At 72.3% G+C, this 17,996-nt stretch carries 6 protein-coding genes; 1 reads left to right on the forward strand and 5 read right to left on the reverse strand.

The features are described from left to right. Window positions 1–20 precede the first annotated feature (20 nt). From BM109_RS26820 to BM109_RS26835, 4 genes are all read right to left on the reverse strand, one after another. On the reverse strand, window positions 21–12,602 hold the full coding sequence (locus BM109_RS26820) for a filamentous haemagglutinin family protein (protein ID WP_093349586.1): 12,582 nt from the start codon (window positions 12,600–12,602) through the stop codon (window positions 21–23). A 139-nt stretch (window positions 12,603–12,741) separates the two neighbouring features. After that, entirely contained in the window at window positions 12,742–13,743 is a 1,002-nt protein-coding gene (locus BM109_RS26825) for a FecR family protein (RefSeq protein ID WP_177239470.1), read from the reverse strand. A gap of 36 nt (window positions 13,744–13,779) precedes the next feature. Next, window positions 13,780–14,322, reverse strand: a complete 543-nt coding sequence (locus BM109_RS26830; RefSeq protein WP_093349591.1) for an RNA polymerase sigma factor — start codon at window positions 14,320–14,322, stop codon at window positions 13,780–13,782. Continuing rightward, a complete protein-coding gene (locus BM109_RS26835) occupies window positions 14,319–14,966 on the reverse strand; it encodes a TonB C-terminal domain-containing protein (RefSeq protein WP_143129272.1) in 648 nt (215 codons plus the stop codon). Before BM109_RS26835 ends, BM109_RS26830 begins: the two co-directional genes overlap by 4 nt. 281 nt (window positions 14,967–15,247) lie before the next feature. On the opposite strand from BM109_RS26835, the gene BM109_RS26840 reads away from it, so the two are divergent. Beyond that, window positions 15,248–16,507 carry a putative Na+/H+ antiporter gene (locus BM109_RS26840; protein ID WP_093349596.1) on the forward strand — a complete coding sequence of 420 codons (1,260 nt, stop codon included), beginning with the start codon at window positions 15,248–15,250 and terminating at the stop codon, window positions 16,505–16,507. A 4-nt stretch (window positions 16,508–16,511) separates the two neighbouring features. On the opposite strand, the gene BM109_RS26845 is transcribed toward BM109_RS26840, so the two are convergent. Next, window positions 16,512–17,990, reverse strand: a complete 1,479-nt coding sequence (locus BM109_RS26845) for an aldehyde dehydrogenase (protein ID WP_093349599.1) — start codon at window positions 17,988–17,990, stop codon at window positions 16,512–16,514. Window positions 17,991–17,996 lie beyond the last annotated feature (6 nt).

A 17,996-nucleotide genomic window follows, 5' to 3' on the forward strand; every position in this document is an offset into this window, starting at 1 on the left:
GTTCATGGCGGGTGGCCGGGCTAGCGTCCGCGCGGCAGGCCGCGGCGTTCGTTCTCGGTCAGCCGCGCGATCTGCGCGTCGGTCAGCGCGCCATGCCCCAGCATCTGGATGAAGCCCGAGGGGTCGTAGCTGGCCTGCTCCGCCGGCTTGCGCGGCACCGGCCCGCCGCCCTCCCCGCCCGGCGTGCCGCCTCCAGTGCCCTGGCCGGCCGCGGGCTCGTTGCCGAAGCCGAGCACCCGCACCGTGAACACCGAGGGCAAGGCCTGGCGTGCGGACTTGCGTTCGCGCTGCACCGTGTCCTGCGCCGCCATCGCGGCCTGCGAGGCGGCCGCGCTCGCGTTGGTGAGCGCGCCCACGTTGACCGAAGCCACCACCGGCAGCCCGGCTGATTCGCCCTTCACCTGGATGTTGGCCGCGTTCACCACCTGCAGCGCCGCGAGGTTCACATTGCCCGAGACGCGGATACCGGCCTCGCCCGCATCGATGGTGCCCAGCGGCGCGATCAGGTCGACGTCGCCCGGCGGTACTTCCGGAATCGGATCGAGCGTCGCGATGCCGGCACCGGTGCTCGGCACGTTGGGCGAGAGCTTCACGTTGCCCAGCGTGTCGTACTCGCGCTTGGGCGGCGTGTAGACCACGGTGGTCTTCGAGCCCCGGCCGGCATTGATGTCGCCCGTGGCGGACCACGCGAGGATGTCGCCGCCGAAGGTGGTCATGATGCGCGACAGGCCCAGCAGGATGCTGCCCTGGCTGTACATCTGGATGCTGCCCTCGCCCTGGGTCAGCAGGCCCGCGGGCACCGCGTCCTCCTTGATCGAGGGCGTCACGCCCTCCACGCCGACGACGGTCTGGCCGCCCGGCGCCAGGGTCTGGATGCCGCCGCCCACGACCGTGCGGATGCCCGCGTTGCTGTCCACGCCCTGGTAGAGCGTGATGTCGCCCGCGCGCCGGATCGGCTGGCCGGCCGCATCGGTGTCGGGGAACAGCGTGGCGATGGCATCGCGCCCGCGCAGGTAGCTGCCGTAGCGCGGGCTGTCGGCGTCGTTGTACTCGCGCCCGCCGGCCGTGAGCTCGGCGAAATAGATCTGCCGCACGAAGATGCGCTGCTGCTCGGCGGGCAAGGCGAGGAAGTAGGCCAGGGCATCGGCCCCGCCCGGGCCCGCATAGCCGTAGCGCTGGCCCAGCCACTGGGCCAGCTCGGCCTCGTAGGTGCGCGCGACCTTGCCGGGCTGGTCGGCCAGCGGCTGGCCGGTGGCGGCGAGCCGGGTTGCGTCCAGGTAGCGCCGCGCGAAGCCGGTGTAGTCGACCGTGCCCTCGCCCGGCGCGCCCGCGCCCAGGCCCGCCTGCAGCGTGATGCCCGCGCCCGGCCGCGTGTCGCCGGGGACCAGCGGGCCCAGGCTGGTCAGGCTGGCCTGGCTGCCCTGGTAGATCTGCCCACCCGCCGAGACCTCGAGCGAGCCGGGGCCGGCGATCGTCCAGCCGGTGAACAGCACGCTGCCTTGCGCCGCGATCAGCGACACGTCGTTGGCGCCGTTCTGCACGATCAGGCCGCGAGTGTCGACGATGTCGCCGCCGGCCACCATGCGCAGCGGACCGGCGGACTGGTAGTACGGCATCGAGAGGCCGCCCGTGGCGAGCGCGTCGGTCATGTAGATCCGTCCCGACTGGATGCCGACGATGTCGCCTTTCAGCGCATAGATGCGCGTGCCCTGGCCGCCGAGCGTGCTGTCGTCGACGACGTTGTTGGGCCCGAACATGAACATCGTGCCTTCGATGGCCACGCGGTCGAGCGGCGTGTCGGCGTTGCCCCAGTAGTTGGAGTCGAGCACCTTGCGGCCGCGGCTGTCGAGCTCCCCGCCCAGGCGCCAGGCCGGATTCAGCGGGGTGGCGATGCTGTTCGCCGAGGCGCCCAGGATGGCGATCGGCGAGGAGCCGTTGGAGACGTTGTTGGCGGCATCGCCGCTGATCAGGTCGCGCGCCAGCAGCTCGAGCGCGCTGTGCGAGGACGGCATCAGCAGCACCTCGCCGCCGGTCGCGTAGTAGATGCTGCCGCCCAGCGCCGCCGCGCGCAGCACCGAGGGCACGACGTTCCCGCTCTTGACGATGGGCGTGAGGTTGCCGCCGGCCGACACCAGGTCGATCTGCGTGGCCGGCGTCCACAGGGTGAACCAGGTCGATCCGAAGCCGGTGATGCCGTCCGCGTTGGTGCCCGCGGTTTCGCTGACGGGCGTGTCGCGGCCGGGATCGGTGAAGGTGTTCACCGCCAGGTCGCCCAGCGTGCGCACGCGCACCGCGCCGTCGCCAGGCGCGAAGCTGGCCTCGCCGCTGGAGCGGCTGGCATAGGGGGTGTAGGGGTCGAGCGGGCGCTGGTCGCGCAGGCGATAGCCGTAGCCCTGCAGCCGCTCGCTGCCCACGCTGCCGGCCGTCACGGTGGTATCGCCGCGCAGGCCCACGAACATCCCGCCGTTGACCTGGCCGCCCGCGCTCACGTCGAGCGTACCGCCGCCGGTCTGCAGCAACTGCCCGTCCACCACGCGGCCGCTGCCGGCCGCCGCCACCACGAGGCTGCGGTTGCCTTCGCCCAACGTCGCCCCGTCGGGCAGGCCGATGTTGCCGCCCGCGCGCACCGTGACGTTGCCGCCGCCCAGCGTGCCCACGCCCGTGAAGGCGGGCAGCTCCAGCAACTGGGGAAAGGGCGCGGCGCTGTTGAAGGAGTAGGTGCCGAAGTTGATGCCCCAGGCGGTCGGCTGGTCCAGGCCCGCGCCGCCCTGGCGCCACAGCCAGGTGCCGATGGACTGGCTGTCCCGGGCCTGGAAGCCCAGGATGTCGCCTTGCGCGGCCAGCGTGAAGTCGCCGCCCTGCGCGGGCATCCACATCCGCGTGCTGTTGAGCGTGGGCTCGTAGGCGCCGTTGGCCGCGCCGAGCACGGTGCCGTCGGTCTGCAGCCCGCGGTCCAGGTTGAACGGCGCGCTCGCCGCGCCGTCGATGGCGGTGCCGGCGGTGTAGACGCCGAACGGCGACTTCTGCACGTAGTTGCCGCCGGCCAGCAGCTCGAGGTCGCCGGTGCCGGTGCGGATCACGCTGCTGCCGATCGAGACCACAGGCGATGCCAGGCCGATCAGGTGCGCGTCCTCCAGCGTGATGTTGCCCATGCCCGCCAGTTGGCTTGCCGTGTGCAGCGCGCGCGTGTCCGCGCTGCCCAGGTCGGCCCCCGCCACCAGCCGCATCGACCACGACTGCATGCCCGGTGCCAGCATCGGCGCCATCGCCCATTGCCGGCCCTGGGTGCCGTCCGGCCCCACCGGGCGCGTCGGCGCGATGGCGCCGCCCACGTAGCCCTGCACGACGGTGTTGACGGGAAGAATGGAGCCGGCCGGCAGCGTGTAGTCCTCCGTCAGCAAGGCGCCGTTGGTCAGGAAGCCCAGCGGCGTGCCCGCCGGGATGGTGATGGCCGACAGCACGACCGATCCCATGCCCACGTTGAAGCCGGCGCCGAAGGTCTGGCCCTGGTTGAGCACGGTCTGCGCGGGGATGACCTCGCCCTTGCGGTAGAGCACCGAGCCGTCGGCGTTGTACACATTGGCGGTCGCCACCGTGTCGTAGGAGAAGAAGGCTTCGAGCACCTGGGCCTCCGCCGGCAGGGTCGCGTTGGGGTTGACGGCGATGCTGTAGAAGAAGCCCGGATCGGTGATCGTGATCGCGAAGTTCAGGGTGGCATCGGACGGGAACAAGGTGAAGGCCTGCACCGTCACGGGGGTGGGAATGTTCACCGCGCTGGTCAGGGTGCCGACCGGCAGTTGCACGCCCCAGCCGTTGTCGTCGGGCGAGGCACCGGGCGGCGCGAAGCCGTCGCTGATGCTGCCGTTGATCTTCAGGTCACCCGTGGCGCGCAGCACCAGCACGCCCGGCTCGCCCGAGCCGCGCAGGGCCGGGTCGGCACCGGGGCCGTAGCGGTAGCCCGAGAGGTCGATGTCGCCCTGGGTCGACAGGCTGCCCGTGCCGTCGAGCTCGACGCCGGGGCGCAGGTGATAGGCCGCGCCGTAGGCGCGCAGGCCGGCCAGGCGGCCCTGCAGGCCGTCGTTGGCCCATGCGGCGTCGATGAAGCGGCGGCTGTCGACGTCGATGCCGTCGAGCAGCTGCTGGTCGATGACCGTGCCGTCCGCCAGCGTGTAGGTGCGGAAGCCCACCACGGCGATGGAGGCGGCGCCGCGGATGTTCAGGGGGCCGGCCGCCTGGATCGCGATGTCGTTGTCGCGGGACGCATCGGCGGCGTCCGGGCCGCGGCGCGGCGCGGCGATCTCCACCTGGCCGCGCGCGATGCCGTCGGGCGTGTTCAGGTCCAGCGTGGCGCCGGGCTGCAGCGTGACGCTGCCGCGCGTTGAGCTCAGCGCGATGTGCGCGCGGTTGGAGGCGTCGATCGGCTGGCCGTTGCTGTCGACGGCCAGTTGCGTGGCATGCACGTCCAGCAGCGACGACGCACCCAGGGTCAGGTCGCCGCTGGCGGTCAGCGCGATGCTGCCCGGCCCGCGGCCCGATGCGTCGAGCCTGCCGTTCACCGTCAGGCTGCCGTCGTCGAGCACGATCGCGATCTTGTTCGCGCGCACGCCGTCGCCGACCGCCAGGTCGCCATGCGCGATGCGGAAGCCGCGCAGCGCGGTGAAGCCGGCGTCGTTGAGCTGCGTGTTCAGGGCGGCGAAGCCGGCGTTGTCGAGCACGCCCACCTGCTCGATGAAGCTGCCCTGCGCAAAGCCCTGCCCGCCGCTGCCGCGCAGCGTGCCGTTCCATTGCACGGTGGCGCCATCGGCCAGCGCGCTCGCCTGGATCGAGCCCGCGTCGCTCGCGGCAGCGGAGACGTCGATGGTCGATCCGGCCTGCTGCGCGATGCTGCCGCCCGTGCTGGTCGCGGTCAGTGCGCCGCCCCAGGAATCGCGCGACACGTCGTAGAACGTCACGTGGCGCCCGCTCAGGTCGATGGCGGCATTCGCGCCGAAGACGATGTCGCCCGTGCCTTGCACGTCGAGCTTGCCGGTGGGCAAGGCGATGGCGGTGTCCAGCGTCACCTTGCGGCCGCTGAAGGCCAGCGAGGCGCCCAGGTCCTGCACCTCGTTCGTGCGGCCCGCCGTCGCGCCCTCGGGCAGCGCGACATGGATGTCGCCACCGGCCGCATAGCGCATGGTCGAGCCGCTGGCGCCGGTCAGCAGCGGCGTGCGGATGTCGAGCGCGCCGCCTTGCAGGGCGCCCGATGCATCGCGCGTCAGGCCCACCGACAGCGAGCCCTTGTTGTTGGCGGTCACCGCTTGAGCCGCGTCGATGGTGACGTCGGCGAAGCCCAGCGCCACGCGGTCGAGCGCGGTCTGGCTTTGCGCGCGCGCATGGGCGTCGTAGCCGAAGATCATCGTGTTGACGTCCAGCACCAGGTGGCCCGTGCCGGAGCCCGGACCGCCGGGCACGGTCGCCACCGGGTCCGCGCTCGCATAAGGCGAGTCGTTCGTTCCCAGGCCCGAGCGCACGCCGTTCCACACCAGCGTGTCGGTGACCAGGCGCACCTCGTCGCCCGCGGTGCCCCAGCCGTAGAAGGCCGGCGTGTTGATGGCCAGCTGCGCCTTCGACTCCCCGGTGTCGAGCGTGACCGTTCCGTAGAAGTTGAGGGTGTCGGCGGTCAGCGCCAGCCGTTCCAGCGCGGGCAGGCCGCTGTCGGTGGCGGGCCGCAGCAGGCGCGCGAGCACGTCCTGCGTCAGCCGCCAGCCCGTGGGCAGCACGCCGGCGGCATCGGCCTGCGCCAGCGCCGCGTCGTTGCCGATGTTGATCTGGTGCTGGGCCACCGTGACGAAGCGCGCGCCCAGGTTGACGTTGCCCAGGCTCAGGTCGCCCGGCGCCAGGAAGGCGACGGTGCCGGTGGTCAGCAGGCTGGCCCCATCGGCCACGCGGATGCGGCCCGTGCCCTGCGCGGGCAGGAAGTCGAGGAAGCCGTTGGCAACCGCCAGCACCGCGGGCCCGCTGGCCGTGGGGGCCAGGAAGTTGGCATAGAGGTAGCCCAGGCTGGAGTCGGCCGCCGGGTCGGCGAAGCCGCGGGTGTCGAGCACGGCCGAGGTGTCGACCGACAGGTCGTTGCCGATCAGGAAGATCTGGCCGGCCTTGAGCGCCGCGCCCTCGCCCACGTGGACCGTGCCCGCGCCCCCCATCGTGAAGTAGACGCGCGGGCTGTCGCTCTGGTTGGTGTTGCCGTCGAAATAGCTGGTCCAGCCGCCGATGGAGATCGACGCGGCATTCATCGCATTGAGGTCGCTCGCCGCGAGCGTGATGCGCCCCGGCACGGGCGTGGCGCCATCGGCCGTGACGTCGATGGCCGCGTTGCCGGTCACGATCACGCGGCCGGCCCCGCCGCCCGGCGCGCCGCCCATCAGCGCCTGGCCCTCGAAGCTGAGCGCGTCGCCGCCCGCGTCCGAGCGCATCAGGTCGAAGCGCAGGATCTTGCCGTCGGCCGGCAGCAGCGGCCGCACGCGGCCGAAGCGGGCCGCCTGCTGGATGGCGAAGTCCGAGTAGCTGGTCTCGTTGTACTGCGAGAACCTGCGCACCGCGGCGCCCGGCGTCACCAGCACGGCGGTGGGCAGGCTGTCGCGAATGCCGGTGCCGGCCAGCGACAGCACGCCGCTGGTCTGCCACGAACCGTTGGGCACGGCCACGGCGGGTTGCCGCGCCAGCCCCGGCGTCGCGGACGGGCCGGAGGCGACCTCGACGCGGAAGGCGCCCGGCAGCAGCGCATAGCTGGAAGGCAGCAGCGTGTAGGTACCGGCGGGCAGGCCGGGCACGCCGGCGCCGATCTGGATCTGCCGCCCGATGGCCGGATCGCCGGCCCCCTTGTCGGCGATGACGGGCGCGTAGGCCGAGGCATAGCCGGGCAATACCGCGTAGACCTGGTTCGAGGCCGCGCTGTAGCGGTTGCCCGCGGGATTGGCGTTGTACAGCGGCGTGGCCAGCACATCGACCGAACCGCCGCGGCCGGTGACGAAGCCCTGGCCGCGCAGGTCGCCGCCGCCCGACACGTCGAGCGTCGCGCCCGCCTCGACCACGACGTGCTGGCCGCCCAGGCTGATGCCCGAGAGCAGCTCGCCGCCGTCCTTGACGCCGCCGGGCAGGCCCGTGAAGGCGGGGGCACCGCGGTAGTCCAGGCCGTCGGTGGTGCCGCCGTAGGGCATGACCAGGCCCGCCGCGCTGACGGAGGTCACACTGCCCGGCCGCAGCACCACCGTGGTGTCGTCCGTGGTCTTCTCGTTCAGCGGCGCCCCCAGCGGCGACGGACTGTCGTTGATGGTGATGGTGCCCAGCGGCGCGCGCAGCGTGCCGCCCTGGTCCACCGTGCCGGCGCGCAGCAGCAGCTTGCCGAACACCGAGGCCGGCATCGGCGCGTCCTGCCCGCTGGAGCGAAGGGTCAGCGTGCGCCGCGAATCGAGTTGCTCGATCGGGTTGCCGAATTCGTTCGGCACGGTGATGCGCCCCGCGAGGATGGTCGCGCTGGCCCCGCTCATCGGATAGAGCTGCGCCGACTCGATGGCGATGTCGCCGCTCGCGTACAGCCGGGTGTTGCCCAGCCGCACGTCGCCCGATGCCTTCAGGTTCAGGCTGGCGAAACCCGGCAGGTCCACGGGTCGAGACGGCGCGTTCAGCAGGCCCCCGCCGTCGCCCTGGATCCCGCCCGTGCCCGAGAGCAGGGTGTCGTAGAGGTCGATCAGCGAGGCCTCGATGGTCAGCGCGCTGCTGCCGCTGACGCTCGACGCCATGAGCGCGCCGTCCTTGTTGATCAGCCCGGGCGAATAGAAGCCGACCGCGCCGGCCCATGGCTGGTCGTCGGGCCGGATCGGGTAGCCGCCGTCCAGGCGCACGTAGGGCGCGCGCAGGTTCACGCGGGCGTCGGGCGTGGCGGCGTCCACGGTGTAGACGCCGCCCTTGAGATTCAGGCTGCGGCCCAGCGACAGGTCGATGTCGCCCTGGAACACGAACAGGTCCTGCGTCCCCAGGGTCAGGGCGTCGAAGCCGCCGGCGACGACCTGCTCCACGCTCAGCCGCGTGTCGCCGACGGCGAGGCTGCGGTCGGCCTGGCCCGGTGCCAGGTCGGCGGGCAGGCGGCTGCCGGGGCGGACCTGCGTCAGCGTGATGTCGTGCATGTGCTGCACCGCCTCGGGCAAGGTGCCGGTGGCGTCGTAGTCGGCGCTGCTGTAGACGCGGCCGTCCATGAGGAGCGTCAGCGCGCCGCCGGCCGCGCCGGCGCCGCCGGCCCGGGCGCGCAGATCGCCGTCGATGTAGATGCCCGTGTTCGACTCCAGCGCGATGCTGCCGCCCGCGCCGGCCAGCACGGTCGGTTGCGCGATCGCGCCGGGGCCGCTGCCCGCGGCCAGGTCGACCGTCGCCTGCGCGCCGGAGGCATCGAGCAGCGCCCCGGCACGGATGACGACGAAGTCGTCGGTGGGCCCGAGCGTGATCGAACCGCCATCGGGCGCGACGCCGTAGGCACGGCCTTCGCTGTCGTGCGCCACGTAGGCGCGCGCCGCGGCATCGAGCACCGCATGCTCGCCGACCCAGATCGACCGGCCGTCGACGAAGCTGCTGGCCGCCCCGTGGAAGAACGGGTAGCGGGTGTTCACCGCGATCGCGCCGCCCCAGGCGTTCACGCGGCCCTCGAGCGTGACCTGGCCGCCGCTGCTCAAGAGCGAGACGGACTGGCCGGGATCGACCGACAGCGTCGAGCCCTCGCCCAGCACGATGGGCGAACTCGCGTCGTACGCGGAGCCGGCGAGCAGCACCAGGTCGGCGCCGAGGCGCTGCGCGAGCCGGGCGCTGTCGGGATGTTCCTCGTACAGCGGCGGGGTCCAGCGCTGCAGGGCCTGCGCGGGGTCGGTGCCGGTGGCCGGCGCCTGCCGGCTGCCGTCCCAGCGGTAGACCGGCATCGCCACCTCCAGCGTCGCGCCGGCGGGCAGCGTCACGCCGTCATGGCCGTGGATCTCGTAGTGGGCGAAGCCGCTCTCGAACAGCGCGCCGCGCAGCGTCAGCACCGGCTTGACCGCCACGTCGACCGGCAGCGTCGTGCCGGGCTGCAGCAGCGTGCCGGCCGCGATCACCAGCGGCTGCGCGACGATGGCGCCGGCCGCGTACACCGTCGTCACCGGCTTGACCGGGATGCCGTCGGGAAAGGCATCGGCCGCCACCGTGACCGTGGCGCTGCCCGCGAGGTTGAGGGCCGTCATGACCGCACCCTTGGGCACGCGCGTGCCCGGTCCCGCGAAGAAAGGCGCGGTGCTGAACTGCGCCGAAGCCACGCCCGGCGGAACCACCCAGTCCGCCGCCAGCGTCAGCGGTTTCTGCGCCGAAATGATCGGCACCAGGGGGCCGCCGATCTTCTGCCCCGGCGCGACCCGGGTCACGGTCGCGGAGAAGCCGAACGGGATCGCGCTGCCCGCCTCGACCAGGTAGTCGTTGGCCAGCCGCAGTCCCGCGGACGAGGCCTGGCCCGCCGCCAACCTTCCATCGCCACCCACCGGCGCCAGGCCCAGGCCGATCGCCTGCGCGGCCTCGATGGTCAGCGTGCCGCCGCCATTCACGCCATAGGCGCGCACCTCGCCGTCCACGCGCAGCAGGCCGCCCGGCCCGGCCGCGGCCGCGTTCACCACATAGCCCGCGGCCAGCGTGACGTCGCCGCCCGTGCCGCCTTGCAGGCTGCCGTCGGCGCGGAGGATCGCGCCCGACGAGACGTCGATGACGCCACCGGCCTGCAGCGTCACGTCGCCCGTGTTGCGCACGGCCACCGTCCCGCCGTCGAGGTAAGGCAGGTAGCGTCGGTCGTCCGCGTCCTGCTGCAGGTTGCTCCAGATGCCGCGCGCGTCCAGCGTGACGCCGCCGCCGATGACGACGCTGGGCGTGGTGCCCGCGGGCGCGCCCAGCTGCACGTCGCTCGAGATGCCGTTCTCCGCCGACACCATGGGCACCACGTCGCCCAGGAGGATGCGGCCCGAGCGCGCCGTCAGGCCGGCATCGACCTTGACGGTGGGCGCGTACAGCGCGATCTGTCCGCCGGGCGTCACGGCGAGCGCGGCCTGCACCGCGATGTCCTCCTTCGCGCTGCCCACGATGGCGCCGAGGCCCATGCGCGTCAGTCCGTCCGCGTCCAGCCGCAGCGTGCCCTGCGGGTCGGCGGCCGCGCCGTCCGGCGCCGCGTCGAACACGATGTGCGCCAGCGTCGGCGTGAGGTTGTGGAACAGGCCGACGGGGCCGTTCTTCGCATCGGTGTTGAGCGCCGAGTCGTAGCGGCCCAGGATCAGCTGGCCGGCATGCGCCACCGCGTTGTGCGACTGGTCGTAGCCGTCCTCCAGCCCCGCATCGGCCTTCTGCGCCTGGCGCGGGCCCTGGAAAGCATCGGCCGTGATGTCGCCGCCGAGCGTCGCGGCACTGGTGGCGATCACCAGCCGGCCCGCGTCGCGGCCGACCGTGTAGCCGCTCTCGAGCCGCTGCTGCGGCCCGATCAGCGGGTTGTAGAAGAAGCCCGTGGCCTTGTCGCCCCAGCGCTTGTGCTCGTCCTCGAAGCCCTTGTACAGGCCCGTGTAGCTCAGATCCGCCGGCGCTTTCGACACCTCGTACAGGCGCCCGTCCGCGCCCTTGAGCCAGCTCTGGCGGATCGTGCCGGTCTGCACGTCGAGCGTGCCGCCCGACAGGTTGATGTTCGAGCCGCGCTGCGTGGCCACCTCGCCGCCCGTGAAGCTCACGCTGCCGCCCTGCGCAGACCATTCGCCGATGCCGTGGCCCTGCAGGCCCAGGTAGCCGCCGACCTCGAGCAGGCCGCCCGCCGTGTACCAGCGCTCCTTGTCGTAGCCGCCCACGCCGGCGGCCACGTGAACCAGCTGGCGGCGGTCGATCCACACATTGGCGTTGTTGAGCCAGGTGGTGTCGCGGTTGAGCGGCGCATCGCGCTGCTCGTTGCCCTGGATGTTGATCTCGATGTTGTTCGAGGCCATCGCCACCTGCACGCCGACCGCGCCCGAGACGTCGAGCCGCGCGCCGTCGGCCACCGTGCTGCGGCCACCCGCCGCCCCGCTGCTGACCGCGAGCTGGCCGCCCGTGGCCAGCGTGGTGGAGCCGCCCTCGAACAGCACGCCGCCGCCCGAGACGATCTCGATGCGCGACTGGTCGCGCCGGTCGTCCTGCAGCGACAGGTTGTCGAACACGCCCTGCGCGGTGGTCCGGCGTGCGAAATCCAGCTTGGCCGATTCGGCGATCAGGGCATCGCGCTGGCTGTCGAGCGCGGTGCGGCCGTTCTGATCGTCGAGCAGGATCGCGTTGAGCGCCTTCTGCGTGACGGTGATGCTGCTGTCCTTGTCCGAGGCCGAGGCCAGCAGATGGATGGTGCCGCGCGTGTCGACCGTGGTGGTGGCCACCGCGACGCCGTCCTGCACCACCTTGCGGCCCGTCAGCGTGATGTCGCCCTCGGGCGCCCGCAGCAGGCCGCGGTTGGTGACGGTGCCGGCCGTGCTGCCGGCATCGAACAGCGGTGCCACTTCGTTGCCGCGCGTGGTCGAGGACTGGTTGGCATCGGTGCCCTGCCCCGCGCGAACCACGAAGGCATCGCCCGCGGCGAGCTGCACCTGCCCGCGCGGCGTGGTGATCGTGCCGGCGTTGTCGACCTCGGCACCCAGCAGCAGGGCATAGCCGCCGCCGCGCGTGACCGAGGCGGGCGTGCGGGTCGTGAGCTGCGCGCCCGCTTCCACCTTCACGGCCCCGAGTGCTTCGGTGAAGCTCGGCGTGTAGGCGCCGCTGGCCTGTTCGCTGTAGATGCCGCGTGCCTTGAACTGCTCGTCGCCGATCTTCGCGGCCGCGGCCACGAGGTTGCGCGTGTCGGTCTGGCTCGAGCCGCTGAACACGATGCCGTTGCGGTTCGCGATCAGCACCGTGCCGTCGCCCTTGATCTGCCCCTGGATCTGCGAAGGCCGCGCCTGCGGATCGTTGATGCGGTTGAGCACGGCCCAGTCGGCCTGCTGCTTGAAATCGACCGTGGTGCGCTTGCCGACGTTGAAGCTCTCCCAGTTGAGGATCGCGCGGTCGCCGGTCTGCTGGATGGTGACCGTGGTGCGGCCATCGCCGCCTTGCGATTGCACCGGCGCCTGCGCATTGAGCCAGCCCGCGGTCAGCGAATTCGTGTCGACCTTCAAGCCGCCATCGGCCAGGCCATCGGGCACGGAGGAAGGATCGTCCAGCGCCGCCTGCCGCGCGGCCGCCTGCGCGGCCTGCTGCGCCGCGATCGCCTGCGCCGCGAGGTTCAGGTTGCCGATCGAGCGCTGCAGCTGCTCGCTGGCGCGCTGCTGCTGGGCCTGCGGGCTCGTGAGGTTCGATGCCGGCGTGCCGTTGGGCAGGCGGCCGGTCGCGATGGCGATGTTCTGCGCCATGTTCTTCTGCGCCATCCAGCCCGCGCTGAAGGCGCGCTGCGCATGGGCCGGCGGCGCGACCGCGGAGGCGGCGCCCGCCAGCGCGAGGGCCATGGCCTGCGCCAGCGGCGAAATGCGGAAGTTCCTCGTTCGCACCACGGCCGGCTGGCGGCTGCGGTGTCCCTCGTGTGTGTTCATCTGGCGCCCGGTAAGAAATGCAATGCACTGGCATGGCAGGAATCCATGCCTCTCACAGGACAGACCGGGCAACGCAAACAAAACCGCTAACTTTCTCAAACCTGATCGGACGCGGGGGCCAATCAAGCTGTCACACGATTCAGCTAAGCAGCAACACGCCACCCGGCAGGGCCCGCGCGCGCAGGTCGTACGAACGCTGGATCTGCACCAGCACGGTGTCGAGCGCGGCGATGGCGAAACGCCCGTTCACGGCACGCTCCGAGAGGCCGCGCGCCAGCAGCAGAACGCGGCCCGGCCGGTAGCGGTTGATCTCGGCGATCACGCGCGACAGCGGCGTCTGGCGGAACACCAGCACGCCGGTGCGCCAGGCCGAGGCGTCGGCATCGCGGATCGCCTCGGGCGCGCCGATCGAGCCCGCGTCGTACACCAGCTGCTGGCGCGGCTGCAGCAGCTGCGTTCCCATCGCATGCGCGACGCGCACGCTGCCCTCGACGCAGCTGACGCAGGCGCTGCCGTCGAGGTAGCGCACCTCGAAGCGCCCCGCCTGCGCCTCGACGCGGCCCGCGCCGGCCGTGACGCTGAAGCCCGGACCCGCCGCGGACAGGTCCACCGCCGTCTCGCCCTCGATCAGCGCGATGCCCACCGTGCGGCCGTCGCGCATGCGGCGCTGCACGCTGGTCTGCGTGTTGAGTACCAGGTCGACGCCCTCGGACAGCGCCACGGTGCGCTGCTCGCCGGTGGCGGTGCGGAAGTCGGCATTCCATTCGCCCAGCGCGGGCCACAGCCCGAGCGGCGGGTACACGGCCAGCGCCACACCCGCCGCGCCGGCGGCACCGACGGCCGCGCCCAGGAAGGCGCGGCGCGGCAGCGCGGGACTGCGCGCGGGCGGGCCCGAGGCCTGGCGGTGCGCGGCCAGCAAGGCGGGATGCTCCGACATCATCTGGCCGATGGCGGGGTCCAGCGCCTTCCACAGGCGCCGCGCCTCCGCGAAGGCCTGCGCATGCACGGGGCTCGCGGCCTGCCAGCGGCGCAGCCCTTCGAGGTCGCGCTGCGTGGCCGCGCCGGAGGTGAGCCGGCGCAGCCAGGCCTGCGCTTCGCGCTGCGGCTGATCGGCGGGGCCGGACTCGGCGGGAATGTTCATATCCATAAGACGGCCAGGCGCGCGGCGAACCGCGTTTTATTTTTCATGCGAAGCCTTCGGTGCGAGCGCGCGCCCCATGCGGGCGGCGCAGAAGTCGTGCGCATCCTTGAGTTCCTTCTCGACCGTGCGCAGCGAAATGCCCAGCCGCGCCGCGACCTCGCGCTGCGGCAGGTGTTCCCAGCGCACCATCACCAGCACCTGGCGCCGGCGTGCCGGCATGCGCGCGATCAGCGCCGCGAGCGCCGCCATCTCGGAGCGGTCCTCCGCGATCTGCGCCGGGCCGGGCGCCGGGTCGGGCGCCTCGTCGAGCAGCGCCTCGATCTCCTCGGCGCTGGCCAGCCGGCCCTGCCGGCCGAGCTGGTCGTAGGCCAGGTTGACCGCCACGCGCAGCAGGTAGGAGGCCGGGTCGCGCACGCCGTCGATGTCGTCGCGGCTTTCGAGGCGCAGCCAGGTGTCCTGCAGCGCGTCGCCGGCCTGCTCGGCATTGCCGAGCCGCCGCGCGAGCCGCTGCTTGAGCTCGTCGTAGCGCGACACCAGGAAGTTGCGCAGCGCCGGCAGCGCGTTCTCGGGCACGCTCATCGATCGGGCCCTCCGTGCCGCCCGGGGCACTCGAGCCCGGGTGTCTGCGCGCGCGGCAGGATCAGCATCGTCAGCGGCTGCGCCATCTCGGGCGGCGGCGCGCGGTCGATGCGCACCTGGCGCAGCGTCTCCAGGATCGCGCCGTCGCGCGCGCGGTCGCCGCTGGTGTGCAGCAGGAAGGCATTGGCGATGCGCCCGCTGCCATCGACCACGAAGCGCATCGCCGCGCGGTAGCCGCCGGGCAAGGTGCGCGGATTGCCGCAGAAGGCCTCCCAGATGCGCGTCTGCACCAGGCCGTCGTAGCCGGGCTGCGGGTCCGCCGGCGCCGCGCGGTACGCCAGCGCGCGCTCGCGCGAGGCCGCCTCGTCGGGCAGCGGCTTGAGCACGAAGGCGGCGCCGGGCCCGGTGCCCGCGTAGTCGGCGACCAGGCCCGTGCCCTGCAGCAGCAAGGCCAGCGCCTCGGCCGGCGTGAGCACGGCCTGCACCGGCGAGGCGTCGCGCCCCGCCACCAGTTCGGCATCGAAGAACACCGGCAGGCCGGTGCGCAGGCCGTACTGCTCCAACGCCGCGGTCAGCGGCTGCCGCGCGATGTCGAAGCGCATCGCCTCGGCCTGCGCGCGCGCATTCACGGCCGCAAAGGCCATGCACGCCGCGAGCACGCAGCTTGCCAGGGAGGAAGGAAGAGGAGGTGCATGCCGCATGAAGTCGATACGCCCGGCGAAGGCCGCCGCCCGGGGGGCATGTCGAGGCGGATGCTAGGAATGCTTCGTGACGTTCAGATGACGGCGAGCGTCGCGGCCGGCCCTTCGCGGCCGGGGTTTTGAGGCTCTCGGGTAAAATCCGCCCTGGGTGGCATGCCGTTTCGGGCATTCCAGGATTTGCGCAGGTCGGGCCGCCTCGCGGTTTCGCCTCGTCGAGGAATCCCATGTCCCACACCCCGATCCAGTGGATCGCCGCGGCCATCTTTGCCGTCGCCCTGCTCCACACCTTCAGCGCCAAGCAGTTCGAGCGCCTCTCCCACCGCCATCCACGCCATGCCGGCCTGTTCCACCTGCTCGGCGAGGTCGAGGTCGTGTTCGGCTTCTGGGCCATCGTGCTGGTGGTGTCGATGGCGCTGTTCGCCGGCGGCGGCACCGCGCTCGACTATGCCGAGTCGCGCAACTACACCGAGCCGCTGTTCGTCTTCGTGGTGATGGTGATCGCGGCCTCGCGTCCCGTGCTGCGCACGGCGATGTCGCTGGTCGACACGCTCGCGCGCATCGCGCCCGTGCCCACGCCGGTCGCGCGCGCATGGCTCGGTCTCGCGGCGGTGCCGCTGCTCGGCTCGCTGATCACCGAGCCCGCCGCCATGACCATCGCCGCGCTGATGCTCGCGCCGCAGATCTTCCGCCCGCGCGTGCCGGAGGCCGTGAAGTACCTGGCGCTGGGCGTGCTGTTCGTCAACATCTCGATCGGCGGCACGCTGACCTCCTATGCCGCGCCGCCGGTGCTGATGGTGGCGACCACCTGGCAATGGGACAGCGCCTTCATGCTCGCCACCTTCGGCTGGAAGGCCGCGCTCGCGGTGCTGCTGAACGCCACCGTCGCGACCTGGGTGCTGCGCAAGCATCTGCAGCCCGCGGCGGGCGACGAGGGCGCGGCGCCCGAAGCGCGCGTTCCGCTGCCGGTGGTCGCGGTGCACCTGGGCCTGCTCGCGGGCGTGGTGCTGTTCGCCCACCATCCCGTGGTGTTCCTCGGCCTGTTCCTGATGTTCCTCGGTTTCGCCCAGGCCTACGAGCGCCACCAGAGCCCGCCGATCCTCAAGGAGGCGCTGCTCGTGGGCTTCTTCCTCGCCGGCCTGGTCGTGCTGGGCGGCATGCAGCAGTGGTGGCTGCAGCCCATCGTCTCGGCGCTCGCGCCGGTCGCGCTGTTCCTCGGCGCGCTGGGCCTCACCGCCATCACCGACAACGCCGCCCTCACCTACCTGGGCTCGCTGATCGTCGGCATCTCCGACGAATCGAAGTACATGCTGGTGGCGGGCGCCGTGGCCGGGGGCGGACTGACAGTGATCGCCAACGCGCCCAATCCCGCGGGCGTGGCGCTGCTCAAGCGCGGGTTCGCCGACGAGACGATCGGCGCGGGCGGGCTGCTGCTCGGTGCGCTGGGGCCCACCGCCGTGGCGGCGGCGGCGTTCCTGTTCCTGTGAGGCCTCAGCGCATCACGAAGGGATTGCCCGTCGCCGCGCCGCTGTTGATCCACACCGACTTGGTCTGCAGGTACTCGCGGACCGCGTCGATGCCGTTCTCGCGGCCCAGGCCCGAGTCCTTGTAGCCGCCGAACGGCGCCATGAAGCTCACGGCGCGGTAGGTGTTGATCCACACCGTGCCGGCCTGCAGCTTCTCCGACATGCGCATGGCGCGGCCGATGTCCTGCGTCCACACCGCCGCGGCCAGGCCGAAGCGCACGTCGTTGGCGATGCGCAGCGCATCGGCCTCGTCCTCGAAGCGGATCACCGACAGCACGGGGCCGAACACCTCCTCCTGGGCGATGCGCATGTCGTTGCGCACACCCGTGAAGATGGTGGGCTGCACGAACCAGCCCGTGCCGCATTCGGGGGCCGTGCCCTTGTCGCCGCCCAGCACCGCGGTCGCGCCCTCGGCGCGCGCGATGTCGATGTACTCGAGCACCTTGCGGTACTGCGGCGGCGTGGTGATCGGGCCGACCTGCGTCTCGGGGCTCATCGGGTCGCCCATGCGCGCGGTGCGCGCCACCGCGAGCAGGCGTTCGACGAAGGCGTCGTGGATGCTGTCCTGCACCAGCAGCCGCGAGCCGGCGATGCAGGTCTGGCCGGTGGCGGCGAAGATGCCCGAGATCGCGCCGAACGCGGCCTGCTCGAGGTCGGCGTCCTCGAACACCACGTTGGGCGACTTGCCACCCAGCTCCATGGCCGTGTGCTTCAAGAGGCGCCCGGCCCGCTCGTTGATCAGGCGGCCGGTCGAATCCGATCCCGTGAAGCTGATCTTGGCCACCAGCGGATGCTCGACCAGCGGCGTGCCCACCTCGGCGCCGAAGCCCGTCACCACGTTGAACACGCCCGCGGGAAAGCCGGCCTCCTCGAACAGCTGCGCGAACTCGAGCGTCGAGGCCGAGGTGAACTCCGAGGGCTTGGCCACCACGGTGCAACCCGCGGCCAGCGCCGGCGCGAGCTTCCAGGCCAGCAGCAGCAGCGGCGAGTTCCACGGCGTGATGGCGGCCACCACGCCCACGGGCTCGTGGCGCGTGAACGCGAAGTAGCCCTTCTTGTCGAGCGGCAGCGTGCTGCCCTGCACCTTGTCGGCCAGGCCGCCGTAGTAATAGAACCACTGCGGGAGGTAGTCGAGCTGGCCGCGCATTTCCGCGAGCAGCTTGCCGTTGTCGCGGACCTCGGTGGCGGCCAGCCGGGCCGCGTCGCGTGCGATCAGGTCGCCGAGCCTGCGCATCAGCGCGCCGCGCTGTGTCGCGGTCAGCTCCGACCAGGGGCCGGTGGTCAGCGCCTGGTGCGCGGCGCGCACGGCCCGGTCGACGTCCTGCGCGTTGCCGCGCGGAATCTGCGCCCAGCTCTCGCCGGTGAAGGGGTTCTGGGTGTCGAACCAGGTGCCGCCGTGCGGCTCGCAGGCCTCGCCGCCGATGTGCAATGAATAGCGTTGCATGGCTCG

Origin of the sequence: Variovorax sp. PDC80, from assembly GCF_900115375.1 — a bacterium.
Lineage (GTDB): Bacteria > Pseudomonadota > Gammaproteobacteria > Burkholderiales > Burkholderiaceae_C > Variovorax.

What these genes read in the sequence shown, in the direction of transcription:
- BM109_RS26820 (WP_093349586.1), bottom strand. Translation starts at nt 12,602, where the DNA reads ATGAACACACACGAGGGACACCGCAGCCGCCAGCCGGCCGTGGTGCGA.
- BM109_RS26825 (WP_177239470.1), bottom strand. Translation starts at nt 13,743, where the DNA reads ATGAACATTCCCGCCGAGTCCGGCCCCGCCGATCAGCCGCAGCGCGAA.
- BM109_RS26835 (WP_143129272.1), bottom strand. Translation starts at nt 14,966, where the DNA reads ATGGCCTTTGCGGCCGTGAATGCGCGCGCGCAGGCCGAGGCGATGCGC.
- BM109_RS26840 (WP_093349596.1), top strand. Translation starts at nt 15,248, where the DNA reads ATGTCCCACACCCCGATCCAGTGGATCGCCGCGGCCATCTTTGCCGTC.
- BM109_RS26845 (WP_093349599.1), bottom strand. Translation starts at nt 17,990, where the DNA reads ATGCAACGCTATTCATTGCACATCGGCGGCGAGGCCTGCGAGCCGCAC.
- BM109_RS26830 (WP_093349591.1), bottom strand. Translation starts at nt 14,322, where the DNA reads ATGAGCGTGCCCGAGAACGCGCTGCCGGCGCTGCGCAACTTCCTGGTG.